Annotated in this window: 21 protein-coding genes and 2 pseudogenes; 14 read left to right on the top strand and 9 right to left on the bottom strand. The window is 60.3% G+C overall.

Features of this window, described 5'->3' with window-relative positions:
• Positions 1–4 precede the first annotated feature (4 nt).
• Positions 5–1213 carry a bifunctional phosphopantothenoylcysteine decarboxylase/phosphopantothenate--cysteine ligase CoaBC gene (coaBC, locus tag JFV26_RS05540; protein ID WP_201190458.1) on the bottom strand — a complete coding sequence of 403 codons (1209 nt, stop codon included), beginning with the start codon at positions 1211–1213 and terminating at the stop codon, positions 5–7.
• A 136-nt stretch (positions 1214–1349) separates the two neighbouring features.
• On the opposite strand from coaBC, the gene radC reads away from it, so the two are divergent.
• Entirely contained in the window at positions 1350–2024 is a 675-nt protein-coding gene (gene radC, locus JFV26_RS05535; RefSeq protein ID WP_201190456.1) for a RadC family protein, read from the top strand.
• A gap of 131 nt (positions 2025–2155) precedes the next feature.
• Here radC and JFV26_RS05530 read toward each other — a convergent pair whose 3' ends face one another.
• Entirely contained in the window at positions 2156–3742 is a 1587-nt protein-coding gene (locus JFV26_RS05530) for an ABC transporter substrate-binding protein (protein WP_201190454.1), read from the bottom strand.
• 446 nt (positions 3743–4188) lie between these two features.
• Between JFV26_RS05530 and rpmB the strand changes: the two genes are divergently transcribed.
• Together rpmB and rpmG are read left to right on the top strand one after the other, a co-directional pair.
• Positions 4189–4422, top strand: coding sequence for a 50S ribosomal protein L28 (gene rpmB, locus JFV26_RS05525; RefSeq protein WP_007894701.1), 234 nt, complete (start codon positions 4189–4191; stop codon positions 4420–4422).
• Positions 4423–4433: 11 nt separating this feature from the next.
• Entirely contained in the window at positions 4434–4589 is a 156-nt protein-coding gene (gene rpmG / locus JFV26_RS05520) for a 50S ribosomal protein L33 (RefSeq protein WP_007894709.1), read from the top strand.
• Positions 4590–4774: 185 nt separating this feature from the next.
• On the opposite strand, the gene JFV26_RS05515 is transcribed toward rpmG, so the two are convergent.
• Positions 4775–5137 (bottom strand): cupin domain-containing protein, encoded by a 363-nt coding sequence (locus JFV26_RS05515; RefSeq protein ID WP_201190452.1) that lies wholly within the window; start codon positions 5135–5137, stop codon positions 4775–4777.
• Positions 5138–5373: 236 nt separating this feature from the next.
• Between JFV26_RS05515 and JFV26_RS05510 the strand changes: the two genes are divergently transcribed.
• The gene (locus JFV26_RS05510) at positions 5374–6867 is read left to right on the top strand and encodes an aldehyde dehydrogenase (protein ID WP_201190450.1); all 1494 of its coding nucleotides are present in this window, start codon (positions 5374–5376) and stop codon (positions 6865–6867) included.
• A 159-nt stretch (positions 6868–7026) separates the two neighbouring features.
• Entirely contained in the window at positions 7027–8172 is a 1146-nt protein-coding gene (locus JFV26_RS05505; RefSeq protein WP_201190448.1) for an MFS transporter, read from the top strand.
• A gap of 109 nt (positions 8173–8281) precedes the next feature.
• Here JFV26_RS05505 and JFV26_RS05500 read toward each other — a convergent pair whose 3' ends face one another.
• Both JFV26_RS05500 and JFV26_RS05495 read right to left on the bottom strand, forming a co-directional pair.
• Entirely contained in the window at positions 8282–9850 is a 1569-nt protein-coding gene (locus tag JFV26_RS05500) for a phospholipase D-like domain-containing protein (RefSeq protein WP_201190446.1), read from the bottom strand.
• A gap of 57 nt (positions 9851–9907) precedes the next feature.
• A complete protein-coding gene (locus JFV26_RS05495) occupies positions 9908–11341 on the bottom strand; it encodes an aminotransferase-like domain-containing protein (RefSeq protein ID WP_201190444.1) in 1434 nt (477 codons plus the stop codon).
• A 178-nt stretch (positions 11342–11519) separates the two neighbouring features.
• On the opposite strand from JFV26_RS05495, the gene JFV26_RS05490 reads away from it, so the two are divergent.
• Positions 11520–11765, top strand: coding sequence for a DUF1127 domain-containing protein (locus JFV26_RS05490; protein ID WP_201190442.1), 246 nt, complete (start codon positions 11520–11522; stop codon positions 11763–11765).
• A gap of 119 nt (positions 11766–11884) precedes the next feature.
• Here the strand turns inward: JFV26_RS05490 and JFV26_RS05485 are convergent.
• A pseudogene (locus JFV26_RS05485) lies at positions 11885–13197 on the bottom strand (NAD(P)/FAD-dependent oxidoreductase).
• Between the two features lie 147 nt (positions 13198–13344).
• Here JFV26_RS05485 and JFV26_RS05480 point away from each other — a divergent pair.
• Positions 13345–13698 carry a YkgJ family cysteine cluster protein gene (locus JFV26_RS05480; protein WP_201190440.1) on the top strand — a complete coding sequence of 118 codons (354 nt, stop codon included), beginning with the start codon at positions 13345–13347 and terminating at the stop codon, positions 13696–13698.
• Between the two features lie 782 nt (positions 13699–14480).
• Here the strand turns inward: JFV26_RS05480 and JFV26_RS05475 are convergent.
• Positions 14481–14969 (bottom strand): Lrp/AsnC ligand binding domain-containing protein, encoded by a 489-nt coding sequence (locus JFV26_RS05475; RefSeq protein ID WP_201190438.1) that lies wholly within the window; start codon positions 14967–14969, stop codon positions 14481–14483.
• Between the two features lie 155 nt (positions 14970–15124).
• On the opposite strand from JFV26_RS05475, the gene dadA reads away from it, so the two are divergent.
• The 6 genes and pseudogenes from dadA (at position 15125) to JFV26_RS05445 (ending at position 21372) form a co-directional block, all read left to right on the top strand.
• On the top strand, positions 15125–16429 hold the full coding sequence (gene dadA, locus JFV26_RS05470) for a D-amino acid dehydrogenase (RefSeq protein ID WP_201190436.1): 1305 nt from the start codon (positions 15125–15127) through the stop codon (positions 16427–16429).
• Positions 16401–16754 carry a RidA family protein gene (locus JFV26_RS05465; protein WP_201190434.1) on the top strand — a complete coding sequence of 118 codons (354 nt, stop codon included), beginning with the start codon at positions 16401–16403 and terminating at the stop codon, positions 16752–16754. Before dadA ends, JFV26_RS05465 begins: the two co-directional genes overlap by 29 nt.
• Before the next feature lie 109 nt (positions 16755–16863).
• Positions 16864–17937 (top strand): alanine racemase, encoded by a 1074-nt coding sequence (alr, locus tag JFV26_RS05460; protein ID WP_201190432.1) that lies wholly within the window; start codon positions 16864–16866, stop codon positions 17935–17937.
• A 128-nt stretch (positions 17938–18065) separates the two neighbouring features.
• Positions 18066–18614, top strand: coding sequence for a cupin domain-containing protein (locus tag JFV26_RS05455; protein ID WP_030138196.1), 549 nt, complete (start codon positions 18066–18068; stop codon positions 18612–18614).
• Between the two features lie 181 nt (positions 18615–18795).
• Positions 18796–19209 carry a c-type cytochrome gene (locus JFV26_RS05450; RefSeq protein ID WP_342215428.1) on the top strand — a complete coding sequence of 138 codons (414 nt, stop codon included), beginning with the start codon at positions 18796–18798 and terminating at the stop codon, positions 19207–19209.
• 242 nt (positions 19210–19451) lie between these two features.
• A pseudogene (locus JFV26_RS05445) lies at positions 19452–21372 on the top strand (acetyl-CoA hydrolase/transferase C-terminal domain-containing protein).
• Positions 21373–21497: 125 nt separating this feature from the next.
• Here JFV26_RS05445 and JFV26_RS05440 read toward each other — a convergent pair.
• Complete coding sequence (locus JFV26_RS05440; RefSeq protein WP_020799401.1) at positions 21498–22070, bottom strand: xanthine phosphoribosyltransferase; 573 nt, start codon at positions 22068–22070, stop codon at positions 21498–21500.
• A 56-nt stretch (positions 22071–22126) separates the two neighbouring features.
• Positions 22127–24136, bottom strand: coding sequence for a DNA helicase Rep (gene rep / locus JFV26_RS05435; RefSeq protein WP_092276241.1), 2010 nt, complete (start codon positions 24134–24136; stop codon positions 22127–22129).
• Positions 24137–24399: 263 nt separating this feature from the next.
• Here rep and JFV26_RS05430 point away from each other — a divergent pair, with 263 nt between their 5' ends.
• On the top strand, positions 24400–26070 hold the full coding sequence (locus JFV26_RS05430; RefSeq protein WP_201190430.1) for a putative bifunctional diguanylate cyclase/phosphodiesterase: 1671 nt from the start codon (positions 24400–24402) through the stop codon (positions 26068–26070).
• The last annotated feature ends 17 nt before the right edge of the window (positions 26071–26087 follow it).

Genomic DNA, 26087 nt, shown 5'->3' with positions numbered 1-26087 from the left:
TAAATTAAACCTGGTTCAGACGGTCGGCGATAAAAGTGATCAGCTGGCGAGCAATCTTGCTCTTGCTGGTCTGGGCGAAAAGTGTGGCGTGTAGCTCGCGGTCGATCACGCTGCAGGCGTTTTCTTCGCTGTTGAAGCCAATACTCGGGTTGGCGACGTCGTTGGCGACGATCAAATCGAGGTTCTTGTCTTTCAACTTGCGGGCAGCGTAATCGAGCAGATGTTCTGTTTCAGCGGCGAAACCGACACTGAACGGACGATCAGGGCGCGTGGCGATGGTGGCCAGGATGTCTGGGTTACGCACCATCTGTAGCAACAAGCCGTCGCCGTTCGTAGGGTCTTTCTTGAGTTTTTGTGGGGCGACGACTTCCGGACGGTAGTCCGCGACCGCTGCCGAGGCAATGAACAGGTCGCAGGGGATCGCGGCTTCACAGGCGGCGAGCATGTCGCGGGCGCTGACCACATCGATGCGGGTGACGCGATCCGGGGTCGGCAAATGCACTGGCCCGGTGATCAACGTAACGCGAGCGCCGGCTTCCACCGCGGCTTGCGCCAGGGCAAAGCCCATTTTTCCGGAGCTGTGGTTGGTGATGTAGCGCACCGGGTCGATGTTTTCCTGGGTCGGGCCGGCGGTGATCAGTACGTGCTTGCCGGTCAGCGCCTGGCGCTGGAAGCAGTCCGCTGCGCACTGGGCGAGGTCGATGGCTTCGAGCATGCGGCCCATGCCGACGTCGCCACAGGCCTGGCTGCCGGAGGCCGGGCCGAAGACTTTCAGGCTGCGGCTTTCGAGCAATTGCAGGTTGGCCTGGGTTGCCGGGTCGCGCCACATGGCCTGGTTCATCGCCGGGGCCACGGCGACCACGGCGTCGGTGGCGAGCACCAGCGTGGTCAGCAGGTCGTTGGCAATGCCTTGGGCCAGACGGGCGATCAGGTCCGCGGTGGCGGGGGCGATCAGCACCAGGTCGGCCCATTTGGCCAGCTCGATGTGGCCCATGGCCGCTTCGGCCGCCGGGTCCAGCAGGTCGAGGTGAACCGGGTGCCCGGACAAGGCCTGCATGGTCAGCGGGGTGATGAACTCGCTGCCGCCACGGGTCATGACCACGCGCACTTCGGCGCCCTGGTCGATCAGGCGGCGAACCAGGTCTGCGCTCTTGTAGGCAGCAATGCCACCGCCGACGCCCAGAACGATGCGTTTCCGATACAGCCGCTGCATAGGTCTGCCTTTCATTTCGTTGATGACTGCGTGGCGATACCCCCTCCCCAGGGGCGAAATCGCTCGCAAAAAAGATGGGCTACGATATCACAGCGTCCGCTACGGAACAGCGGCGCCCAAATACCAGGGAGGTGCTATGAGTATTCGTGATTGGCCGGCGGCGGAACGGCCGCGGGAGAGGTTATTGGAGTTGGGCTCGGCGAGTCTTTCGGACGCTGAACTGCTGGCCATTTTTTTACGTACCGGCGTCTCCGGCAAAAGTGCGGTCGATCTGGCGCGGCACTTGTTGAGTCAGTTCGGCAGCTTACGTTCGCTGCTGGAGGCTGATCAAAAAACATTCAGCAAACAATTAGGGCTCGGACCCGCGAAATTCGCGCAGTTGCAGGCGGCTCAAGAAATGGGCCGGCGGCATCTGGCTGAGCACTCGCGCCAGAAGTCGGCGCTGGAAAATCCACAGGCAGTGCGCGACTACCTCAAGGCGATGCTCCGTCATGAGCCCCACGAGGTGTTTGGCTGCCTGTTTCTGGATTCCAAGCACCGAGTGTTGACGTTTGAAACGCTGTTTCGCGGCTCGATCGACAGCACCAGCGTCTATCCGCGACAGGTGGTCAAGCGCGCCCTGGCTCACAACGCCGCAGCGCTGATCCTGTGCCACAACCACCCATCGGGCAATACCGACCCCAGCCAGGCTGACCGAATGCTGACCAGGCGTCTGCAAGAGGCGCTGGAGCTGATAGATGTGCGGGTGCTTGACCATTTCATCATCGGCGACGGGGAGCCGCTGTCCATGGCCGAGTACGGCTGGATGTAAGCATTAGCGGGCGTTCTCCATCTGTAGGAGCTGCCGAAGGCTCGGGCCGCGCTCGGACGATCTTTTGATTTTGCTTTTCAGATCAAAAGATCGCAGCCTCGTTTCACTCGGCAGCTCCTACGGAGGCAGGGTTATTTGAGGCTGACCTTCGAGTAATCCTGCCGACCAAACGGGCTGACCGAATAACCCTGCACATCTTTGCGCGTCAACGCGAACGCAGTCGGGTGCGCCAGTGGCAGCCACAATGCCTGCTGCTGGATCTGCGCCTGGGCCTGTTCGTAGAGCTTGGTACGCACACCTTGCTCGCTGGTGGTCTTGCCGGCGCTGATCAGCTTGTCCAGGTCCTGGTTGCAGTAGCGGGCGAAGTTGGTCCCGGACTTGACCCCTGCGCAGGAAAACTGCGGCGTGAGGAAGTTGTCCGGGTCGCCATTGTCGCCAGCCCAGCCCATGAACAGCAGGTCATGTTCGCCCGCCTTTGCACGGCGAATCAGTTCGCCCCATTCGATCACCCGGATCTCGGCCTGAATGCCGATTTCCGCCAGATCAGATTGCAGCAGTTGCGCGCCGAGGCTTGGGTTGGGGTTCAGCAGGCTGCCGGAAGGGCGGGTCCAGATGGTGGTCTGAAAACCATCCTTGAGGCCGGCCTTGGCCATCAGTGCCTTGGCCTTTTCGACGTCATGCGGATAGCCCGGCAAGCCTTTGGCATAGCTCCAGGTGTTCGGCGGATAAGGGCCGTTCGCCGCTTCGGCGGTGTCTTCGAACACGGCCTTGATGTAGTTGGCCTTGTCGAAGGCGAGGTTGATCGCCTGGCGCACTTCGGGCTTGTCCAGTGGTGGATGCTGACTGTTGATGCCGACGAATGCGGTCATGAAGGCGTCGGTCTTTTCCACTTTCAGCGTCGGTTCTTGCCGTGCGGCCACCACATCCAGAGGTTTGGGCGACAGGGCGATCTGGCACTCGTTGCGGCGCAATTTCTGCAGGCGCACGTTGGCGTCAGGGGTAATGGCGAAGATCAGCGGGTCCACCGACGGCTTGCCGCCGAAGTAATCTCGGTTGGCCTTATAGCGAATCGCCACGTCTTTCTGGAAACGCGTAAAGATGAACGGGCCACTGCCGATCGGCTGACTGTTGAGATTTTCCGGGGTGCCGGCCTTCATCAACTGATCGGCGTATTCGGCCGAGTAGATCGACGCAAAGCCCATGCTTAAAGTCGCAAGGAAGGTCGAATCCGGGTGATCGAGGGTGAAGCGCACGGTCAGCGGGTCCAGGGCGTCGATCTTTTTGATCAGCGCCGGCAACTGCATCGACTGAGCGTGGGGGAAGCCGCTCTGGGCGACTTTGTGCCACGGGTTGGCCGGGTCGAGCATGCGGTCGAAGCTGAACTTCACGTCCTCGGCGCTCAAGTCGCGGGTCGGGCTGAAGTATTCGGTTTTGTGAAATTTCACCTGCGGGTGCAATTTGAAGATGTAGCTCAGGCCGTCGGGCGAAATTTCCCAGCTGTCCGCGAGGCTGGCGACCACTTTGCCGCTGGCGGTATCGAAGTTCACCAACGTATTCATCAGCACATCGGCCGAGGCGTTGGTGGTGGTCAGCGAGTTGTATTGCACCACGTCGAACCCTTCGGGGCTGGCCTCGGTGCAGACGGTGAGGGCGGCGGCGAAAGCCTGCGGGCTCAGCAGCAGAGGGGCAAACAACAGCGGTAGGGCAGCGAGGCGCATGGTCGGATTCCTTTACAGATCGAAGGCCCATCTGCAAGTGCAGTCTGGAAAAGGCTTACCCTAGTGGGCTCTTTTGCAAATGACTATCCCCTTTTGCATTTTGGGGGGACTATAGGCGCCAGTTTTGGCTGTGCAGCGGTTGAGAAAACCTTTGGATTGGCACGTTGCTCGACGCTCTGCGACGAGCGGTCGGCATCGGCGATAGCCTTTGTCCAAGGCGTTCGTAGCCAGGAAAATGGGCTTTTTGCTAATTCAACGCACACTGAATGTTGTTGCTCTCCAGTCTTTCTGGTATAAAGCAGCGCTCTTTTCTAGGGGCCCGGTTCCTTCACTGTAGGTGTAGCCGGTAAGACCTCTAAAGAAACGCGGCGCCTGGCGCCAAATGACTGAGAGATTAAGCGGCCAACCCATGCCGGGTTGGGCATGTGGTTTTAGAGGGCTGAGGCATGTCGAGAGTATGTCAAGTTACCGGTAAGGGTCCGGTGACTGGGAATAACATTTCCCACGCAAACAACAAAACCCGTCGTCGTTTCCTGCCGAACCTGCAGCATCATCGCTTCTGGGTTGAAGAAGAGAAACGTTTCGTGCGTCTGCGCGTATCTGCCAAAGGCATGCGTATCATCGACAAGCGTGGCATCACTGTCGTGCTGGCCGAAATCCGCAAAGCTGGCAAGATCTAAGGGAGATAATCATGCGTGAATTGATTCGTTTGATCTCGAGCGCCGGTACTGGTCACTTCTACACTACCGACAAGAACAAGCGCACTACTCCGGACAAAATCGAGATCAAGAAATTTGATCCGGTTGTTCGTAAGCACGTGATCTACAAAGAAGGCAAAATCAAGTAATTGATTTTTCCAACTTACGAAAAAGGCCCGTATCGCGAGATACGGGCCTTTTTGTTGCCTGGGTTATGTGTTGCCCTTTCAGGCCTCATCGCGAGCAGGCTCGCTCCCACATTTGATCGGTGTGAACACTGACATTGTGGGAGTGAGCCTGCTCGCGATGGCCTCGGCCCGGACAACACAGCTCCTCAAGCCTTCTGTTCAAACGCCACATAAATCTTGCGGCACGGCTCCAGCACTTCCCAGGTGCCGCGGAACCCGGCCGGGATGACAAAGCGATCCCCCACCCGCAACGTCTTGCTGTTGCCATCGTTGTCGCGCAGCACTGAAACCCCCTGCACGATTTCGCAGTATTCATGCTCGGTGAAGTTCACCAGCCACTGGCCGACGGCGCCTTCCCAAACACCTGCATTCAACTGGCCGCACGGGCTGTTGTAGTGGTTGTACACCGCTTGCTCAGGGTCGCCCTTGAGGACTTTCGCCGGGTCAGGCCGATAGCGATCAGGCTGCGTGGTGGCTTGGCTGAAGTCGACGACATCCTGGATGTTCATGGTTGTAATTCCCCGTGATTGCGGCGCGATGGCTGGAAAGACCCAAAGTCTATGTTTATTAAAATGAACACCGCAAGGCCGTTTACCGACCTTGTGTCAAATATATTGAAACAACCCCGGCCACTGGTTTAGGGTGGCAGGTGCCTTGGGCCGATAGCAGGCTGGCCGGGCAGAATTCCTGACAGCACCCGCGAAGAACGCGGGGCACTCGTATTCAACAAGAGGAGGACACTCGTATGACCACCCTGACTCGTGCCGACTGGGAACAACGGGCTCGCGATCTGAAGATCGAAGGCCGCGCCTACATCAATGGCGAATACACCGATGCCGTCTCCAGCGAGACCTTCGAGTGCATCAGCCCGGTCGATGGCCGTCTGCTGGGCAAAGTTGCCAGCTGTGACGCCGCCGACGCCCAGCGCGCTGTGGAAAACGCCCGCGCCACCTTCATTTCCGGCGTGTGGTCGCGCCTGGCGCCGACCAAACGCAAAGCCACCATGATTCGTTTTGCCGGCCTGCTGAAACAGCACGCCGAAGAACTGGCCCTGCTTGAAACCCTCGACATGGGCAAGCCGATCAGCGACTCCCTGTACATCGACGTTCCCGGCGCGGCGCAAGCCCTGAGCTGGAGCGGCGAAGCCATCGACAAGATCTACGACGAAGTCGCCGCCACCCCGCACGACCAACTGGGTCTGGTGACTCGCGAACCGGTTGGCGTGGTCGCGGCCATCGTGCCGTGGAACTTCCCGCTGATGATGGCCTGCTGGAAACTCGGTCCGGCGTTGTCCACCGGTAACTCGGTAGTCCTCAAACCATCGGAAAAATCGCCGCTGACCGCCATCCGCATCGCGGCGCTGGCCGTTGAAGCCGGTATCCCGAAAGGTGTGCTGAACGTTTTGCCAGGCTACGGTCACACCGTCGGCAAGGCCCTGGCCCTGCACAACGACGTGGACACCCTGGTGTTCACCGGTTCGACCAAGATCGCCAAGCAGCTGCTGATCTACTCCGGCGAATCGAACATGAAGCGCGTCTGGCTCGAAGCCGGCGGCAAGAGCCCGAACATCGTGTTCGCCGATGCCCCGGACCTGCAAGCCGCCGCTGAATCGGCTGCCGGCGCCATCGCCTTCAACCAGGGCGAAGTCTGCACCGCCGGTTCGCGTCTGCTGGTCGAGCGTTCGATCAAGGACACCTTCCTGCCGCTGGTGATCGAAGCGCTGAAAACCTGGAAGCCGGGCAACCCGCTGGACCCGGCGACCAACGTCGGCGCACTGGTGGACACTCAGCAGATGAACACCGTGCTGTCCTACATTGAGTCCGGGCATACCGACGGCGCCAAACTGGTGGCTGGCGGCAAGCGCATTCTGCAGGAAACCGGTGGCACGTACGTTGAGCCGACGATTTTCGATGGCGTGAGCAACGCGATGAAAATCGCCCAGGAAGAAATCTTTGGCCCGGTGTTGTCGGTCATTGCTTTCGATACCGCCGAGGAAGCTATCCAGATCGCCAACGACACGCCGTACGGCCTGGCCGCAGCGGTGTGGACCAAGGACATCTCCAAGGCTCACCTGACCGCCAAGGCACTGCGTGCCGGTAGCGTGTGGGTCAACCAGTACGACGGCGGCGACATGACTGCACCGTTCGGTGGTTTCAAACAGTCGGGCAACGGTCGCGACAAGTCGCTGCACGCGTTCGACAAGTACACCGAACTGAAGGCAACCTGGATCAAGTTGTAAGCACTACACAACGAAGATCCCCTGTGGGAGCGGGCTTGCTCGCGAAGAGGCCATTACATCCAACATCATCGTTGGCTGTTACTGCCTCTTCGCGAGCAAGCCCGCTCCACATTTGTTTTGTGTCGTCTGTGAAAAATAATATCCACAGGAGCGTGGAACATGCGTTGGGCGACTTATTTCGCCGTGTTGGCGTCTGTCTTGAGTGTCGGGCTGGCCCTGGGCGTCAGCATGCCGCTGGTGTCGTTTCGCCTCGAAAGCTGGGGCTATGGCTCGTTCGCCATCGGCGTGATGGCGGCGATGCCGGCCATCGGTGTATTGCTGGGGGCGAAGATCTCCAGCCATCTGGCGGCGCGTTTCGGCACGGCCAACCTGATGCGTCTGTGCCTGTGGGCCGGTGCGGTGTCCATCGGCTTGCTGGCGCTGTTGCCGAGCTATCCGATCTGGCTGGTGTTGCGGCTGATGATCGGGGTGATCCTGACCCTCGTCTTCATCCTCGGCGAAAGCTGGATCAACCAACTGGTGGTCGAGAAATGGCGCGGGCGACTGGTAGCGCTGTATGGCAGCAGCTACGCGTTGAGCCAGCTGGGCGGGCCGCTGTTGCTGGGCGCGCTGGGTACCGAGCAGGATTACGGCTTCTGGGTCGGCGTCGGTTTGTTGCTGACGGCGCCGTTGCTGCTGCTGGGCCGTAGCGGCGCACCGAGCAGCGAAGCCAGCAGCGTGACCTTCGGCGATTTGCTGAACTTCTGCCGGGGCTTGCCGGCGATTGCCTGGGCGGTGTCGCTGTTCGCCGCGTTCGAAGCGATGATCCTGACCTTGTTGCCAGTGTATTGCCTGCGTCAGGGCTTCAGCGCAGAGATCGCCTTGGCGATGGTCAGCACCGTGGTGGTCGGCGATGCCTTGCTGCAACTGCCCATCGGCGCGCTGGCGGATCGACTGCCCCGGCGTACGTTGTTCACCGGGTGCGCCGTGGTCCTGTTGGTGTCGAGCCTGGCGATTCCGCTGCTGATCGATACGTTGTTGATCTGGCCGTTGTGGGTGCTGTTCGGTGCGAGTGCCGGTGGTTTGTTTACCTTGTCGCTGATCCTGATTGGCGAGCGCTATCGCGATGATGCGCTGGTGCGGGCCAATGCCCACATCGCGCAGCTATGGGGGATTGGCTGCCTGGTCGGGCCATTGGCGGCCGGGGCGGGCAGTCAGTGGATCAGCGGGCATGCGTTGCCGTTGTTGATGGCGGTCGGGGCGTTGGGGTTGGTGATTCTGCTGATGCGCCAGGGGGCGTTTGGCGCGGTGGCTGAGCCCGCATAGATCAAAAGATCGTCCGAACGCGGCCCGAGCCTTCGGCAGCTCCTGCATTGGGATCGCGTACACCCGTAGGAGCTGCCGAAGGCTGCGATCTTGGCAATGGAAGCCTCGCTTACAACATCCGCTCCAGGCCCACGGTGGTGCTCATCCACGCATTGAACCGTCGCCACCAACTCCCCGGCTCCTTGGTCAGCGTGTGCAGTTTGCCGTCGTCTTCGGTGACCCAGGCGAGCTGGCCGTTGTCCAGTTTCACTTCATAACTCAGCGGCGGCGCCATGCCTTGCAGGGCCAGCTCACGCACGTGCGCGGCCAGTTCCGGGCTGTCCACCAGCACGCCGACCTCGGTGTTCCACAGCACCGAACGCGGGTCGAAGTTGAATGAACCGATAAAGGATTTCTGCTGGTCGAAGATCATCGCCTTGCTGTGCAGGCTTGAATCCGAGCCCTGATAAGCCGAGCGCCGGAACAGATGCGGGCCACTGCCGCCGCCGGCACCGGGCTGGCGCCGCAGTTCAAACAGCTTCACGCCATGCTCCAGCAGAGCCTTGCGATAGGGCGCGTAACCACCGTGCACCGCCGGCACATCGGTGGCTTCCAGTGAGTTGGTCAGCAAACTCACCGAGACCCCGGCATCGGCGCGCCCGGTCAGGTACACCAGCCCCGGTTGGCCGGGCACAAAGTAGGCGGAAATCATGATCAGCTCTTTGCTGACGCCGTTGAGCTCGGGTGCCAATTGCGTGGTCAGCAACAGCTGCGGGTCAGGTTCGCCCTTGGCCAGCACTTTGCTCGGTGCATCCCACAACGCCTGGTTCCAGGCCCAGATCAGCTCTCGGCGCCAGATGTCCATGCGCGGATGCCTGGTGTACGTCATCAGCTGTCGATACAGCGTGTGGTTCTGTTTGCGGGTTTCTTCCAGAGATTCTTCCAGGCGCGTACGGGTGTTTTGCAGGTCCTTGGCCGTCGGTTTGCCCGAGAAAAATTCGTCGATCGGCTTGCTCAGGGCGCTGTTCCAGTACTGGTCGAAACTGTGGCCGAGCTGCTCGGCCACCGGCCCGACGCTGAGCATGTCGATGTCGGTGAAATTCAGGTTGGGCTCGGCATCGAAATACTCATCGCCCAGATTGCGACCGCCGACGATGGCCACGCTGTTGTCCGCCAGCCACAGCTTGTTGTGCATGCGCCGGTGTTGCAGCGACAGGTTGAACAGTCGGCCCATGTTTCGCGTCACGCCGGTACTGCGGCCCAGGTGCAGCGGGTTGAACAGGCGGATCTGAATCTGCGGGTGTGCCGCCAGGGTCGCAATGATCTGGTCCAGACCATCGCTGGTGGTGTCATCGAGCAGGATCCGCACCCGCACGCCGCGATCAGCTGCCTGGAGCAATTCCTCCACCAGCATGCGGGTGCTGATGCCGTCGTGGACGATGTAGTACTGCAAGTCGAGGCTGGTCTGGGCGTTGCGGATCAACTCGGCGCGGGCCATGAAGGCTTCGGTGCTGTTGGAGAGCAGGCGGAAGCCCGATTGCCCTTGATGGGGCGCGGCCTGGGCCTGGATCGAACGCCCGAAGCTGGAGTCTGCCGCCGGCAGGGCCTGGCTCGGTGGGCGCGGCACGTCGAGGTTGGCGCAACCACCCAGGAACGAGGCGAGTAACAGAAGCGCGAGCAGGGGCTGTCTGACTGTCACGTGGGATCGTTCCGATTGGCAATTGTCGGCATATGGACGCAGGTTTGCGGATAAAGGTCAGTCGGTGATGCAATCAGTTTCAGCCAGCAGTTTGATGGCCGCGGTGCCGACCTTGCGCACCGCGTCTTCGACCTGCGCTGTCGGCTTGGCAGCGTAGCTCATCCGCAGGCAATTTCGGTACTTGCCCGAGGCCGAGAAGATACTGCCGACGGCAATCTGTACGCCCTGATCATGCAGTGCACGATTCAGTTTCAACGTGTCGAAGCCTTCCGGCAGCTCGACCCAGAGCATGAAACTGCCCTGGGGCCGACTGGCCCGGGTGCCGGCGGGGAAGTAGCGTGTCACCCAATCGATCATCACATCGCGATTGCGCTGGTACTGGGTGCGCATCCGCCGCAAATGCGGTTCGAAGTGCCCGCCCTTGATAAAGTCGGCGATGGCGATCTGCGCCTGCGGCGCGGTGGAGCCGGTGCTGATGTATTTCATGTGCAGCACCCGTTCCAGATAACGGCCGGGTGCCACCCAACCGATGCGCAATCCTGGCGCCAGGGTCTTGGAAAAGGAGCTGCAAAGCAGGACGCGGCCGTCTTCGTCGAAGGATTTGATCGTGCGGGGTCGCGGGTAGGTGTAGGCCAGTTCGCCATACACATCGTCCTCGATGATCGCCACGTCGAAGCGCTGTGCCAGGTTCAACAACGCGCGTTTACGCGCCTCCGGCATGATATAGCCCAAGGGATTGTTGCAGTTGGGGGTCAACTGTATGACCTTGATCGGCCATTGTTCCAGGGCCAGTTCCAGCGCCTCGAGGCTGATGCCGGTAATCGGGTCGGTGGGGATTTCCAGGGCCTTCATGCCCAGGCCCTTGAGGGTTTGCATGGCGCCGTGAAAGCTTGGCGAATCCACCGCGACGATGTCGCCGGGCGAGCAGATGGAGCGAATGCTGGTGGACAGCGCTTCGTGGCAACCGGTGGTCACCACCAGGTCGGCGGCGCTCAATTGGCAGCCGGAATCGAGCATCAGCCGGGCGATCTGTTCGCGCAGTTCGAGGTTGCCGTGGATGTTGTCGTAATACAGGCCGGGCATGTCCTGGCGTCGACTGATCTGCGCCAGCCCACGCAGCAGCGGTTTCATGGTCGGCGTGGTGATGTCCGGCATGCCGCGGCCCAGTTGCACCACGTCTTTGCGTGGCACGGCGCGGATCAATTCCAGCACCTGATCCCACTGGGAAATATCCACCGGGCGTTGGGCTGGGCGGCCGACGGCGGGTAGTTCCGGCAGCTCGCGGCTGACCGGCACGAAGTACCCGGATTTTGGTTTTGGTGTCGCCAACCCGCTGTCTTCGAGCACCCGATAAGCCTGCTGAACCGTACTCAGGCTGACCCCGTGTTCGACACTTAACGCCCGCACTGAGGGCAGCCGGTCGCCGGGGCGATAGAAGCCCTGTTCGATACGCGTGCCGAGCAATTCGGCGAGATTGACGTAAAGGGTCATGGCACTGTCTCGATACAGGTGGTTCGGTTAACCGATACAGATGGGCCGAAAATACAGGATTCAGAGCGTTCAGGCCAACTCTGTATGGAATTAATACAGCGACTTTGAATCTGTAATGCTTTTCGCCGCCCGCGCATCATGAAAGCTCTGGCTACCCAAGTAAACAGGAGCGATCAAAATGAATGGCTTGAGCGATGTGCGGCTGACGTTACACAGTCAGGAACTGGCAGCAGGGCAGAACCACGGCACACGTGAGGCGCGCCTGCGCAACGCGCCGTCCTGCCTTGGGCGCTGGGGCCTGTTCTGGCATCGTCTGCACTCGCGCAAGGCGTTGCTGAGCCTGGCGCCGGAGCAGCTCAGGGATGTCGGGTTGAGTCGGGAAGAGGCGCTGGAGGAGGGGCTTAAGCCTTTCTGGCGCCTGTGAAATAAAGCGCGGTCCCCTGCAGGAGCTGCCGAAGGCTGCGATCTTTTGATCTTGCTCTTAAAAACAAGATCAAAAGATCGCAGCCTTCGGCAGGGATAGCGTTAAGACAGTGAAAGGCGTCAAACCAACTCTTTAAGCCGATGCCACAACATCCCCAGCGCCAGCAGCGGCGAACGCAAATGCTTGCCTCCGGGGAAGGTGATGTGTGGCACCTGGGCGAACAGATCAAACCCGCCACTGTGCTGGCCGCTGATGGCCTCGGCCAACAGCTTGCCTGCCAGGTGCGTGGCATTCACCCCGTGACCGGAATAGGCCTGGGCGTAATACACATTCGGTTGGCCCTTGAGCCGGCCGATCTGCGGCAGGCGATTGGCGCCGATGCCGATCATGCCGCCCCATTGATAGTCGATCCTCACCCCGGCCAGTTGCGGGAACACCTCGAGCATCTTCGGCCGCATATACGCGGCGATGTCGTTCGGGTCGCGTCCTGAGTAATGGCAGGCGCCACCGAACAGCAAGCGCCGATCCGCCGAGAGCCGGTAGTAATCCAGTGCCACGCGCTGGTCGCAGACCGCCATGTTCTGCGGCAGCAATGCGTGAGCCTGTGCTTCGCTCAACGGTTCGGTGGCGATGATGTAACTGCCGGCGGGCAGCACTTTGCCGCTGAGTTCAGGATTGAGGTCATTGAGGTAAGCGTTGCAACCCAGCACCAGGGTGTTGGCGCGGACCGAGCCCAGGGCGGTGTGAACCTTCACTTCGGTGCCATAATCGATGCGGGTGACCGCCGACTGTTCGAACAGTTTTGCCCCCAATTGCTGCGCGGCCGCCGCTTCGCCAAGCGCCAGGTTCAGCGGATGCAAATGCCCGGAGCCCATGTCGATCAAGCCACCGACATAACGGTCGGAGCCGACCACCGAATGCATTTCGTTGGCTTGCAGCAGCCGGGTTTCGTAGCGGTAACCGAGGCCGCGCAGCTCTTCGACGTCGTCGGCAAAACCTTCGAGGTCGCGGGGCTTGTTGGCGAGGTCGCAGTAGCCCCAGGTCAGGTCGCAGGGGATCTGAAAACGCTCGACCCGTTGTCGGACGATTTCCACCGCTTCCAGGCCCATGAGTTTCATCTGACGCACGCCGTCGGCACCGATGATGTTGGCGAACTGATCGAGGCCATGGCCGACGCCACGAATCAATTGCCCGCCGTTGCGCCCACTGGCCCCCAGCCGATTTTGCGTGCTTCCAGCAGCACCACGCTGAGTCCGCGTTCAGCCAGTTCGAGCGCCGTGTTCAACCCGGAAAACCCGCCGCCGACCACGCACACATCGGCCATCAACTCGCCCTGAAGCACCGGATGCTCGGGCGGCGGCAGGCTGCTGGCGGCGTAATAAGAGGCGGCGTGCCGGTGATTCGGGGCAGGTTGCTGAACACGGGCGTTCATGTGCGTCATCCGGATGCGTGTGTTTGAAAAAGTTGACGGAGCATAAGCCGGACCTTCCGGCACGGGCAACACTGGTCGGTTGCTGCTGTCTGGATCGGGGCTTTTGCGTCAGAATCCCGGTCTATTCCGCTTTTGGTCACTGCTTCGATGAGCTGCAACAGTCAGAAAATTCGCACCCTGCGCCAGCAAATTCCCTCGTTCGAGTGCGTGCCCGGCTGCCATGACTGCTGTGGGCCGGTGACTACCTCGCCAGAAGAAATGTCCCGCTTGCCGCGCAAGACCCGCGCCGAACAGGATGCGGCGATGGATGAGTTGAACTGTGTACATCTGGGGCCTGACGGCTGCACCGTGTATGGCGAGCGGCCGCTGATCTGCCGGCTGTTCGGCACCACCAAGACCTTGCCATGCCCCAACGGGCGCGGGCCGGTGGAGCTGATTCATCCGCGGGTGGAGAAGCAGATTCATGAGTACATGACCAGTACCCGACAGGTCTTGGTTTAGGCGTCGCGAGCAAAAGATCGCAGCCTGCGGCAGCTCCTACAGGGGCGCGCGTACACCTGTAGGCGCTGCCGCAGGCTGCGATCTTTTGATCTTCAATCCGGAATCGGCAAACACAAAGACGCGCGCGTACACCTGTAGGAGCTGCCGCAGGCTGCGATCTTTTGATCTTCAATCCGGAATCGGCAAACACAAAAGACGCGCGCGTACACCTGTAGGAGCTGCCGCAGGCTGCGATCTTTTGATCTTCAATCCGGAATCGGCAAACACAAAGACGCGCGCGTACACCTGTAGGAGCTGCCGAAGGCTGCGATCTTTTGATCTTCAAGCCGGAATCGGCAAACACAAAAGACGCGCGCGTACACCTGTAGGCGCTGCCGAAGGTTGCGATCTTTTGATCTTCAAGCCGGAATCGGCAAACACAAAAGACGCGCGCGTACACCTGTAGGAGCTGCCGCAGGCTGCGATCTTTTGATCTTCAATCCGGAATCGGCAAACACAAAAGACGCGCGCGTACACCTGTAGGAGCTGCCGCAGGCTGCGATCTTTTGATCTTCAATCCGGAATCGGCAAACACAAAGACGCGCGCGTACACCTGTAGGCGCTGCCGAAGGCTGCGATCTTTTGATCTTCAAGCCGGAATCGGCACACACAAAAGACGCGCGCGTACACCTGTAGGAGCTGCCGAAGGCTGCGATCTTTTGATCTTCAAGCCGGAATCGGCACACACAAAAGACGCGCGCGTACACCTGTAGGAGCTGCCGCAGGCTGCGATCTTTTGATCTTCAATCCGGAATCGGCAAACACAAACTCTCTTTCACTTCTTCCATCACGATATAGCTCTTGGATTCGCGCACATGCGGCAGTTTGAGCAGGATATCGCCGAGCAATTTACGGTACGAAGCCATCTCGGAAATCCGCGCCTTCACCAGGTAGTCGAAATCCCCTGACACCAAATGGCACTCCAGCACATGGGGCAGTTTCAGCACCGCGCGTCGGAACTCTTCGAAAGTATCGCCGGATTTGTAGTCGAGGCTGATCTCGACGAACACCAGCAGACTACCCTTGAGGTGCTGCGGGTTGAGCCGGGCGTTGTAGCTCATGATGATCCCTTCGCGCTCCAGCCGGCGGACCCGCTCGGTGCAGGGCGTGGTCGACAGGCCGACCTTTTCCCCCAGCTCGGTGAAGGAGATACGCCCGTCCGCCTGGAGGATCCGCAGGATGTTGCGGTCGATCTTGTCCAGCTCTCGTTTGGTCTGAGTGTTGGTACGCATAGGGGATGCGCCTCCGTGAAAAGGGTTTTTGCCGAGAATTGTCGCCAAATATAGGCACTTATATAGTGAAAAGCACTGGCTAATCTTTTTTAAACTGCCCACATCTTCGGTCTGAACATCAAACGTCAGCGGCACGCCGCGATGAGGGATATAAAATGCGCGTCATGGTCTTGGGTAGCGGCGTCATCGGTACCGCCAGTGCTTACTATCTGGCCCGTGCCGGGTTTGAAGTGGTGGTCGTGGACCGTCAGCCGGCTGCGGCCATGGAGACCAGTTTCGCCAACGCCGGACAAGTCTCCCCGGGCTATGCCTCGCCGTGGGCCGCGCCGGGCGTGCCGCTCAAGGCGATCAAATGGCTGCTGCAGCGCCACGCGCCGCTGGCGATCAAGGCCACTGCCGACATCGGCCAATACCTGTGGATGGCGCAGATGCTGCGCAACTGCACCGCCAACCGTTACGCGGTGAACAAGGAACGCATGGTCCGTCTGTCCGAGTACAGCCGTGACTGCCTCGACGAATTGCGCGCCGAAACCGGCATTGCCTACGAAGGCCGCAGCCTCGGTACGACCCAACTGTTCCGCACCCAGGCTCAGCTCGACGGCGCCGCGAAAGACATCGCCGTGCTGAAAGAGTCCGGCGTGCCGTTCGAACTGCTCGACCGTGCTGGCATTGCCCGCGTCGAACCCGCACTGGCCAGCGTCACCGACATCCTCGCCGGTGCCCTGCGCCTGCCGAACGACCAGACCGGCGACTGCCAGATCTTCACCACCCGCCTGGCCGAAATGGCCGTGAAGCTGGGTGTGGAGTTCCGCTACGGCCAGGACATCCAGCGCCTCGATCACGCCGGTGACCGCGTCAACGGCGTGTGGATCGACGGCAAGCTGGAAACCGCTGACCGCTATGTTCTCGCACTCGGCAGCTACTCGCCGCAACTGCTCAAGCCGCTGGGCATCAAGGCGCCGGTGTATCCGCTCAAGGGTTACTCCCTGACCGTGCCGATCACCAACCCGGCGATGGCCCCGACGTCGACCATTCTCGACGAGACCTACAAGGTCGCGATCACCCGTTTCGACAACCGCATCCGCGTCGGCGGCATGGCGGAGATTGCCGGTTTTGACCTGTCGCTGAACCCGCGTCGGCGCGAAACCCTGGAGATGATCGTCAACGACCTTTATCCTCAGGGCGGCGATCTGGCCCAGGCGAGTTTCTGGACCGGTTTGCGCCCGACCACCCCGGACGGCACGCCGATCGTTGGCGCGACACCGTTCAGCAACCTGTTCCTGAACACTGGCCACGGCACGCTCGGTTGGACCATGGCCTGTGGTTCCGGTCGTTTGCTGGCTGACCTGATGGCGAAGAAAACCCCACAGATCAGCGCCGAAGGCCTCGATATTTCCCGTTACGGTCACAAAATCCAGGAGTCCGCAAACCATGGCAATCCAGCGCCAGCTCACCAATGAACGCATGAGTCAGATCGTCGCCCACAACGGTACTGTGTACCTGGCAGGGCAGGTCGGCGATGACATGAGCGCCGGGATTGAACAGCAGACCCGTGAAACCCTCGCCAACATTGAGCGTTTGCTTGATCTGGCTGGCACCGACAAGAGCCACATACTGTCGGTGACGATTTACCTGAAAGACATCGACGCGCATTTCCAAGGCATGAATTCGGTTTGGGACAAGTGGCTGCCAAAAGGCGTCGCCCCGGCTCGTGCCACCGTTGAGTCAAAGCTGTGCGAACCGCAAATCCTGGTTGAGCTGTCGGTGGTTGCCGCGCTGCCGTAACGCGCCGCAACTACCTGTTAATAACGATCCCTCTCCCGGTGCTGTTGGCGGTTCACGCCGTCAACCAGCGCCGGTTTTTATTCCCATGACCGCCTAGAAGTCTGCCGCCATGCGTCCTGCCCGTGCCCTGATCGACCTCCAAGCCTTGCGTCACAACTACCAAATCGCCCGTGAAGTCACGGGGGCCAAGGCCCTCGCGGTGATCAAGGCCGATGCCTACGGCCATGGTGCGGTGCGGTGCGCCCAAGCTTTGGAAGCCGAGGCGGACGGGTTCGCGGTGGCGTGCATTGAAGAGGCTTTAGAGCTGCGCGTTGCGGGCATTCGTGCGCCGGTGCTGTTGCTGGAAGGTTTTTTCGAAGCCGATGAGCTACCGCTTATTGTCGAACATGACTTCTGGTGCGTGGTGCATTCGCTGTGGCAGCTCGAAGCGATCGAGAAAGCCGCGTTGAGCAAGCCGATCACGGTCTGGCTCAAGCTCGACTCGGGCATGCACCGGGTGGGCTTGCATCCGGCTGATTATCAGGCGGCTTACCAACGGCTGCTGGCCAGCGGCAAAGTGGCAAAAATCGTCTTGATGAGCCACTTCGCCCGGGCTGACGAATTGCACGAGCAAAGCAGTGCCGAACAGGTCGCGGTGTTCGAAGCGGCGCGCCAGGGTTTGTCCGCCGAGGTCAGCCTGCGCAACTCGCCGGCGGTACTCGGTTGGCCGCAGATTCCAAGCGATTGGGTGCGTCCGGGCATCATGCTCTACGGCGCCACCCCTTTCGAGGAAGCCAACGCCTTGGCGTCGCGCCTGCAACCGGTGATGACCCTCGAATCGAAAGTGATTTGTGTCCGTGAACTGCCGGCCGGCGAGCCGATCGGTTACGGCGCCAAATTCATCACGCCCAAGCCGATGCGCGTTGGCGTGGTGGCCATGGGTTACGCCGATGGCTACCCGCGTCAGGCACCGACCGGCACGCCGGTGATGGTCGCCGGGCAGCGCAGCCAGTTGATCGGCCGGGTGTCGATGGACATGCTCTGCATCGATCTGACCGACGTGCCGCAAGCCGGCCTCGGTTCGACCGTCGAGTTGTGGGGCAAAAACGTCCTTGCCAGTGACGTGGCTGCTGCTGCGGATACGATTCCTTATCAGATCTTCTGCAACCTGCGCCGGGTGCCGCTGCTCTATTCCGGGGCTTGAGGCAAGGCACTGCGCACTGGAAGTCGCCTCGCTGAACAGGATTCAGGCCCAAGTGTTGTAAATACTGAACGCTGTCGCCATGATAACGCTCATTATTCCAACAACCTGAATCCCTGGAGGCGCAAGCATTGGACGTCGGTGAACGACTGCAATCGATCCGTAAGCTCAAAGGCCTTTCGCAGCGCGAGCTCGCCAAACGTGCGGGTGTTACCAACAGCACGATTTCGATGATCGAGAAGAACAGCGTCAGCCCCTCGATCAGCTCGCTGCGCAAAGTGTTGGGCGGGATTCCCATGTCCATGGTCGAGTTCTTTTCCGAAGAGATCCTGCAGGAAAAACCGACTCAGATCGTCTACAAGGCCAACGAGCTGATCGATATTTCCGATGGCGCCGTGACCATGAAACTGGTCGGCCGGGCCCACCCGAGCCGGGCTATCGCCTTCCTCAATGAAATCTACCCGCCAGGCGCCGATACCGGTGACGAGATGCTCACCCACGAGGGTGAGGAAACCGGGATTCTGGTCGAAGGTCGGCTGGAATTGGTGGTCGGGGCTGAAACTTTTGTGCTCGAAGCCGGCGACAGCTACTACTTTGAAAGTACCAAGCCGCACCGTTTCCGGAATCCGTTCGACGTGCCGGCGCGACTAATCAGCGCAGCCACGCCGGCGAATTTCTAAGAAAAGAGGCGTCCTGCCAGCACTGCCGAGGCGCCCGAGCAGTTTTACACCACACAACAAGACCCCTTCGACTTTGGGGTTGTTTCAGTGTGGCGGGCTTGCCGTTATACTTGCGCCCGCCTGCGAACCGTGGCCGCGGGCGTGAATAGCCACCATTGAGGGTGAACGCGTGAACCTAATTATGAAAATGCTGGCTGCACCAGCAACTGTATTGGCCCTATGGGCAGTGAGCGCACAAGCTTCTACTACCGACGACATCGCCAAGCGCCTTGAGCCAGTCGGCCAGGTCTGTGTAACGGGTCAAGAGTGCAAAGGGATGGAAGTCGCCGCTTCGGCAGGCGGCGGTGGGGCCAAGACCCCTGACGAAGTCATTGCAAAACATTGTAACGCTTGCCACGGTACCGGCCTGTTGGGTTCGCCGAAAATCGGCGACGCGGCGGACTGGGGCAAACGTGCCAAAGAACAAGGCGGGCTTGACGGTTTGCTGGCCAAAGCCATCACCGGTATCAACTCCATGCCGCCAAAAGGCACCTGTGCCGATTGCTCCGATCCTGAGCTCAAAGGCGCAATCGAGAAAATGTCTGGTTTGAAATAAGCCCCATTTTCAGCGAAAAGCCGCTTACGAGCGGCTTTTTTGTGCCTGCTGATCCCCTGTAGGAGCTGCCGCAGGCTGCGATCTTTTGATCTTGTTTTTAGCAATCAACACCAAAAGATCGCAGCCTGCGGCAGCTCCTACAGAGGGTTTGGTGCTGGCCGATCAGCTTTTTTGTGGTCAATGCAGCAAAGACCCGGCAAGCTCGGTCCAACCCCAATTCACGGAACGTGCGGGAGGATCAGATGGTGCAGTTGTGTTCTATCGAGCAGGCGGTCGATGACGTACTGGCGCGGTTGCCGGCGCATATTCACATGGGCTTGCCGTTGGGGCTGGGCAAACCCAACCACTTCGTCAATGCGCTGTTCCAACGCATTGTGCAATTGCCCGAGCGGCGGCTGACGATTTACACCGCGCTGTGCCTCGGTCGGCCTGCCTTGGGCGATGGCTTGCAAAAGCGCTTCCTCGAACCGTTCATTGAACGGGTCTTCGGCGACTATCCAGAGCTGGATTTCCTCGCCGATCTTCACCAGGACGACCTGCCGGCCAACATCCACGTCGAGCAATTCTTCATGCAACCCGGCAGCCTGCTGCACAGCGCCCAGGCCCAGCAGGATTACGTCAGCAGCAACTACAGCCACGCCGCCGGGACATCAACGCCGCCGGCCTGAACCTGGTGGCGCAACTGGTGGCCAGCCATGCCGAACACCCGGACCGCTTGAGCCTGAGTTGCAACCCGGACATCACCCTCGACCTGTTTCCGATGATCGCCAAACGCCGGGCGGCGGGGAGACGGTGCTGATCGTCGGCCAAGTGCACAACGATTTACCTTACATGCCGGGGGACGCGGAAATCGGCATCGACACCTTCGACTTGCTGATCGACGAGAAGGACCACACCACGCTGTTCTCTACGCCGAACATGCCGGTGGGTTTCCAGGACCACTTCATCGGTTTGCACGCCAGTACGCTGGTACGCGACGGTGGCACGCTGCAAATCGGCATCGGTTCCATGGGTGATGCATTGACGGCGGCATTGCTGGCACGTCAGGCCGATAACGCCGGTTACCAGGCGTTGCTGACGGATCTGAATCTCAGTCAGTGGGCGCAGTTGATTGATCGCGAAGGTGGCGTCGAGCCGTTCGCCAAGGGCCTGTACGGTTGCAGCGAAATGTTCGTCAACGGCTTGCTGGTGCTGGCCGATGCCGGGATCGTACGGCGCAAGGTCTACCCGGACGTAGCGACCCAGCAACAGGCCAACGACGGGGTCCTCGATGAAGCCGCACAAACCGACGGCATCTCGGTGCATGGCGGGTTTTTTCTCGGGCCGCGCAGTTTCTACGAGCGCCTGCGCGAGTTGCCCCAGAGCAAGCGCCTCGAATTCAACATGACCCGCATCAGCTACATCAACGAGCTGTACGGCCAGGAAGAACTCAAACGCTTGCAGCGCCTTGATGCACGGTTCATCAACTCAGCGTTCACCGTGACCTTGATGGGCGCCGGCGTGGCGGATCAGCTGGAAGACGGGCGGGTGCTCAGCGGTGTTGGCGGGCAGTACAACTTCGTCGCCCAGGGCCATGCGCTGGAAGGCGCGCGCTCGGTGCTGATCCTGCGCAGCTGGCGCGAGTCGGGTGGTGAGGTCAATTCGAACATCGTCTGGGAGTACGGCCACTGCACCATCCCGCGACACCTGCGGGACATCGTCGTCACCGAATACGGCATCGCCGACTTGCGGGGCAAGAACGATGCGGCGGTGATCGAGGCATTGCTCAACATCAGCGATTCACGTTTCCAGCCAGGGCTGATCGAACAGGCTCAGGCCGTTGGCAAGTTGCCGAAGCATTTCCGGATTGATCCGCGCTTCACCGACAACAGCCCTCAGCGTTTGCAGGCGATTCAGGCGCGGCACTCGAACCTGTTTCCGGAGTATCCGCTGGGGTGTGATTTCACGGAGGTGGAGCGGGATTTGTTGCGGGCGCTGAACTGGTTGAAGAGCAAGTTCAAGCTGACCGAGATTCTGGAGTTGGGCAAGGCTGCGCTGGATGCGCCTGAGGCATCGCAATATCCGGAACATCTGGAGCGGATGCAACTGACTAACCCGGAAGGGCTGAAAGAGGATTTGTTTCAGCGGTTGCTGCTCGCCGGCCTCAAGGCCACCGCGCAATAAATGCAAACAGAAATCAAATGTGGGAGCGGGCTTGCTCGCGAAGGCAGTGTGTCAGTCGACATCAACATTGACTGATACTGCGCTTTCGCGAGCAAGCCCGCTCCACATGGGTTTTGCGGTGTGGATTATTCGATGAAGGTCACGACGCCGCCAGCCAGGGATTGCACCCGAGCCAACGATTCAACCCGATAACCCTGCGCATCCAGTTCCGCACGGCCACCCTGGAACGATTTCTCGATCACGATCCCCAGGCCAGCCACGGTCGCGCCGGCCTGTTTGATGATCGAAATCAGCGCTTGCGACGCTTTGCCGTTGGCCAGGAAGTCATCGATGATCAGCACGCGGTCGCTGCTGGTCAGGTGGCGTGGAGAGATGGCCACGGTGCTTTCGGTTTGCTTGGTGAACGAGTAAACGGTCGCCGACAGCAGGTTTTCAGTCAGGGTCAGGGACTGGTGCTTGCGGGCGAAAATCACCGGCACGCCTAGGTTCAGCCCGGTCATGATCGCCGGCGCAATGCCCGAGGCTTCGATGGTGACGATCTTGGTGATGCCCGAATCCTTGAACAGCGTGGCGAATTCGTCGCCGATCAGCTTCATCAGGGCCGGGTCGATCTGGTGGTTCAGAAAGGCGTCGACTTTCAGGACCTGGTCGGAAAGCACGATGCCTTCTTCGCGAATTTTCTTGTGCAGTGCTTCCATGAAGCTTTCCTCTAAGGACGGCTGTGCGTCCAGGGCTGGTTAAAAAGTAGTCGATTCTAGCGCTTCAACATCGCGCGTATATCCGCCAATGCGGTATTGCCGCGCACGGCTTTGACTTCAACAGGGGTGTCGTCATTGCCTTCCCACGCCAGGTCGTCCGGCGGCAGCTCATCGAGGAAGCGGCTCGGCGCGCAGTCGATGATCTCGCCGTATTGCTTGCGCTTGGCGGCGAAGGTGAAGGCCAGAGTCTGACGCGCCCGGGTAATCCCGACGTAGGCCAGACGGCGTTCTTCTTCGATGGTGTCGGCTTCGATGCTGGAACGGTGCGGGAGAATTTCCTCTTCCATGCCCATGATGAACACGTAGGGAAATTCCAGGCCTTTGGAGGCGTGCAAGGTCATCATCTGCACGCCTTCGGCGCCATCTTCCTCCTCCTGCTGACGTTCGAGCATGTCGCGCAAGACGAGTTTGCCGATGGCGTCTTCGACAGTCATCTCGCCTTCTTCGTCTTTCTCCAGGGTGTTCTTCAACGCCTCGATCAGGAACCAGACGTTACCCATGCGGTAATCGGCGGCTTTGTCGCTGGAGCTGTTGGTGCGCAGCCAGTTCTCGTAGTCGATGTCCATGACCATGCTGCGCAGGGCCGAAATCGGGTCTTCGCCGGCGCACTGCTCGCGGACCTTGTCCATGAAGCGCTTGAAACGCGACAGGCGATCGGTAAACCGAGTATCCAGATGTTCGCCCAAACCGATTTCGTCGGTGGCGGCGTACATCGAGATTTTGCGCTCGGTGGCGTAGTTGCCAAGCTTTTCCAGGGTGGTCGAACCGATTTCCCGGCGTGGGACGTTGATCACCCGCAGGAAGGCGTTGTCGTCGTCCGGGTTCACGATCAGCCGGAAGTAGGCCATCAGGTCTTTCACTTCCTGACGACCGAAGAAGCTGTTGCCGCCAGACAGTCGATACGGAATCTGGTGGTGCTGCAGCTTCAGCTCGATCAGCTTGGCCTGGTAGTTACCGCGATACAGGATCGCGAAATCGCTGTAAGGCCGGTCGGTGCGCAAGTGCAGGGTCAGCAGCTCGACGGCCACGCGCTCGGCTTCGGCGTCTTCGTTGCGGCAGCGGATCACGCGGATCTCGTCGCCGTGGCCCATCTCACTCCACAGTTGTTTTTCAAACTCGTGGGGATTGTTCGAGATCAGTACGTTGGCGCAGCGCAGGATGCGGCTGGTGGAGCGATAGTTTTGCTCCAGCATGACGACTTTCAGCGAAGGGTAGTCGTCCTTGAGCAGCATCAGGTTTTCCGGCCGGGCGCCGCGCCAGGCGTAGATCGACTGGTCGTCATCGCCGACCACGGTGAACTGGTTGCGCGTGCCGATCAGCAGCTTCACCAGCAAATACTGGCTGGCGTTGGTGTCCTGGTATTCGTCCACCAGCAGGTAGCGGACCTTGTTCTGCCATTTTTCGAGGATGTCGGCGTGTTCCTGGAACAGCTTCACCGGCAGCAGGATCAGGTCGTCGAAGTCCACCGCGTTGAACGCCTTGAGCGTGCGCTGGTAGTGGGTGTAGACGATGGCGGCGGTCTGTTCCTTGGGGTTGCGCGCGTTTTCCAGGGCTTCGGGCGGCAGGATCAGGTCGTTTTTCCACGAGCCGATCATGTTCTTGATCTCGTCGACGCCATCGTCGCCCGCGTATTCCTTCTGCATGATGTCGGTCATCAGGGCTTTGACGTCGGTCTCGTCGAAGATCGAGAAGCCCGGTTTGTAGCCCAGCCGCACGTGTTCCTTGCGGATGATGTTCAGGCCCAGGTTGTGGAAGGTGCACACCGTCAGGCCACGGCCTTCGCCGCCCTTGAGCAGGGTGCCGACCCGTTCCTTCATCTCGCGCGCCGCCTTGTTGGTAAAGGTCATGGCGACGATGTACTGGGCGCGGATGCCGCAGTTCTGGATCAGGTGCGCGATCTTGCGCGTGATCACACTGGTCTTGCCGGAGCCTGCACCGGCGAGCACCAATAGAGGGCCGCCGACGTAGTTCACGGCTTCTTGCTGCCGGGGATTGAGTCGGGACATACGGAATCAGGGAGTCATTTGCGAAATGGGCCGGCATTTTAACAGGCTCAGCGAATTGTGCTGCTCTCTCCGACTTGTGACGCAGCACGCGATCTCTATTTGCCGGTTTTGATACTTTCACGCAGGATGCGCGGGGGTTTTGCGTCTAATGTTCGTATTCGAGATACAAAACCGCGTTTGCTAACCCAGGTCAGTTGGTCATTGGTTATCGGCGCGGCATAATGCCCGCCGCCTACATCATTAGCAGAGTCTAGGGAGCTAGCTTGTCTACGCCTGTCGAACCCTTGCGTTTGCTGCTACTGGCCGAAGAGCCAGCGTGGGCAGCGTTGTTGCGCGAGTGTCTGGCTCCAATGGGGAGCTCGGCAGTGCTGATCAGCGCGCCGAGTTGGGAGTCGGTCAGCAGTTTGTTCGAAGACAACCGCAGTGCGGTGTTGTTGACGATCCCGGCCCTTCAGCCGCTGCCTGGCCGTTGCAGCCTGCCGACGGTGATGTTGCTCGAACACGAGCCCGTGACCGCGCCCGACGGTGTGAGTGACTGGCTGGTGCGCGATATGCTCAATGCCGGCATGTTGCGCCGGTGCCTGCGCCATGTGCGCGAGCGCGGCGTGCTGGAAAATACCCTGCAACGCCTGGCCGAGCAGGATCCGCTGACCGGCATCGCCAACCGCCAGGGTTTCCAGACCCTGTTGACGGCGCGTCTGGCGGAAAACGACGGCCGCGGTTTAGCCCTTGGCCACCTCGATCTCGATAACTTTCGCCACGCCAACGACGCCCTCGGCCATCAGGCCGGCGACCGATTGATCCTGCAAGTGGTCGCGCGGCTCAAAAGCCAGCTTGAGGCCGGCGATCAACTGGCCCGGCTGGGCAGCGATGAATTCGCCTTGCTGATCGACACCCGCCGCGCGCCGCAACGCGCCGAATGGATGGCCGAACGCATTACCGAAGCGCTGTCCGAGCCTTATTGGGTCGATGGCGAGAGCCTGTTGATCGGCTCCAGCCTTGGGATCGCCCATGCCCGGGCCCAGGCCGGCGCCGATCCGCTGATGTGGCACGCGCACATCGCCATGCAGCAGGCCAAGAGCACTCAGGGCTGCACCTTTCACATCTTCAACGAACGCATCAACCGCAATGCCCGCAGTATGGCGGACCTCGAAAGCGAGCTGCGCCGGGCCTTGCGTCGCGATGAGCTGGAACTGCATTACCAGCCGCGCCTGAACCTTGAAGACGGCCAGATCGTCGGCCTCGAAGCGTTGGTGCGCTGGCGTCATGCCGAACGGGGCTTGCTGCCTCCGAGCGAGTTCGTGCCGCTGGCCGAGCAGAGCGGTTTGATTGTGCCGCTGGGTTACTGGGTGATTTCCCGGGCTTTGCGTGACATGCAGGCGCTGCGCGAACGGGGTTTGCCGGCGCTGCACATGGCGATCAACCTGTCGTTCCGGCAGTTTCAGGACAGCCAATTGTTGTCGACCCTCAGTCGCTTGATCATCGAGCGCGGCGTTGAGGCGCAATGGCTGGAGTTCGAACTGACTGAAACCGCAGTGATGCGCCGTAGCGATCTGGTCAAGCAAACCATGGATGCCCTCGGTCGACTCGGCGTGCGCTTCTCCCTCGACGACTTCGGCACCGGGTTCTCCTCGTTCGTGCACCTCAACAGCCTGCCGATCACCTTGCTCAAGGTCGACAAGAGCTTCGTCGGTGGCATGGAGGAGCGCGAAGAGAACCGCAAACTGGTGCACGCGATGATCAACCTGGCGCACAACCTCAATCTGGAAGTGGTGGCCGAAGGCGTGGAAACCCCGGAGCAGTTGGACTTGTTGCGCGGGTTTGGCTGCGATCAGGTGCAGGGGTATTTGATCAGCAAGCCGCTGCCGTTGGCGGAGTTGGTTGAGTATTTGACGTTTGGCAGCAGCCAGCAGGCAGTTGTGGAGGCCATTTAAAAGATCGCAGCCTTCGG

The organism is Pseudomonas sp. TH31, from assembly GCF_016650815.1.
Lineage (GTDB): Bacteria > Pseudomonadota > Gammaproteobacteria > Pseudomonadales > Pseudomonadaceae > Aquipseudomonas.
Note: the sequence above shows the minus strand (reverse complement) of the source record. Positions and strands in the feature narration are given on the sequence as shown.

Bases quoted from the DNA above. Each gene is read 5' to 3' on its own strand.
- alr (WP_201190432.1), top strand. From the start codon at position 16,864: ATGCGTCCTGCCCGTGCCCTGATCGACCTCCAAGCCTTGCGTCACAAC.
- JFV26_RS05515 (WP_201190452.1), bottom strand. From the start codon at position 5,137: ATGAACATCCAGGATGTCGTCGACTTCAGCCAAGCCACCACGCAGCCT.
- rpmG (WP_007894709.1), top strand. From the start codon at position 4,434: ATGCGTGAATTGATTCGTTTGATCTCGAGCGCCGGTACTGGTCACTTC.
- JFV26_RS05475 (WP_201190438.1), bottom strand. From the start codon at position 14,969: ATGCGTACCAACACTCAGACCAAACGAGAGCTGGACAAGATCGACCGC.
- JFV26_RS05490 (WP_201190442.1), top strand. From the start codon at position 11,520: ATGAATGGCTTGAGCGATGTGCGGCTGACGTTACACAGTCAGGAACTG.
- JFV26_RS05505 (WP_201190448.1), top strand. From the start codon at position 7,027: ATGCGTTGGGCGACTTATTTCGCCGTGTTGGCGTCTGTCTTGAGTGTC.
- dadA (WP_201190436.1), top strand. From the start codon at position 15,125: ATGCGCGTCATGGTCTTGGGTAGCGGCGTCATCGGTACCGCCAGTGCT.
- JFV26_RS05495 (WP_201190444.1), bottom strand. From the start codon at position 11,341: ATGACCCTTTACGTCAATCTCGCCGAATTGCTCGGCACGCGTATCGAA.
- JFV26_RS05480 (WP_201190440.1), top strand. From the start codon at position 13,345: ATGAGCTGCAACAGTCAGAAAATTCGCACCCTGCGCCAGCAAATTCCC.
- JFV26_RS05510 (WP_201190450.1), top strand. From the start codon at position 5,374: ATGACCACCCTGACTCGTGCCGACTGGGAACAACGGGCTCGCGATCTG.
- rep (WP_092276241.1), bottom strand. From the start codon at position 24,136: ATGTCCCGACTCAATCCCCGGCAGCAAGAAGCCGTGAACTACGTCGGC.
- JFV26_RS05450 (WP_342215428.1), top strand. From the start codon at position 18,796: ATGAAAATGCTGGCTGCACCAGCAACTGTATTGGCCCTATGGGCAGTG.
- coaBC (WP_201190458.1), bottom strand. From the start codon at position 1,213: ATGCAGCGGCTGTATCGGAAACGCATCGTTCTGGGCGTCGGCGGTGGC.
- radC (WP_201190456.1), top strand. From the start codon at position 1,350: ATGAGTATTCGTGATTGGCCGGCGGCGGAACGGCCGCGGGAGAGGTTA.
- JFV26_RS05440 (WP_020799401.1), bottom strand. From the start codon at position 22,070: ATGGAAGCACTGCACAAGAAAATTCGCGAAGAAGGCATCGTGCTTTCC.
- JFV26_RS05530 (WP_201190454.1), bottom strand. From the start codon at position 3,742: ATGCGCCTCGCTGCCCTACCGCTGTTGTTTGCCCCTCTGCTGCTGAGC.
- JFV26_RS05465 (WP_201190434.1), top strand. From the start codon at position 16,401: ATGGCAATCCAGCGCCAGCTCACCAATGAACGCATGAGTCAGATCGTC.
- rpmB (WP_007894701.1), top strand. From the start codon at position 4,189: ATGTCGAGAGTATGTCAAGTTACCGGTAAGGGTCCGGTGACTGGGAAT.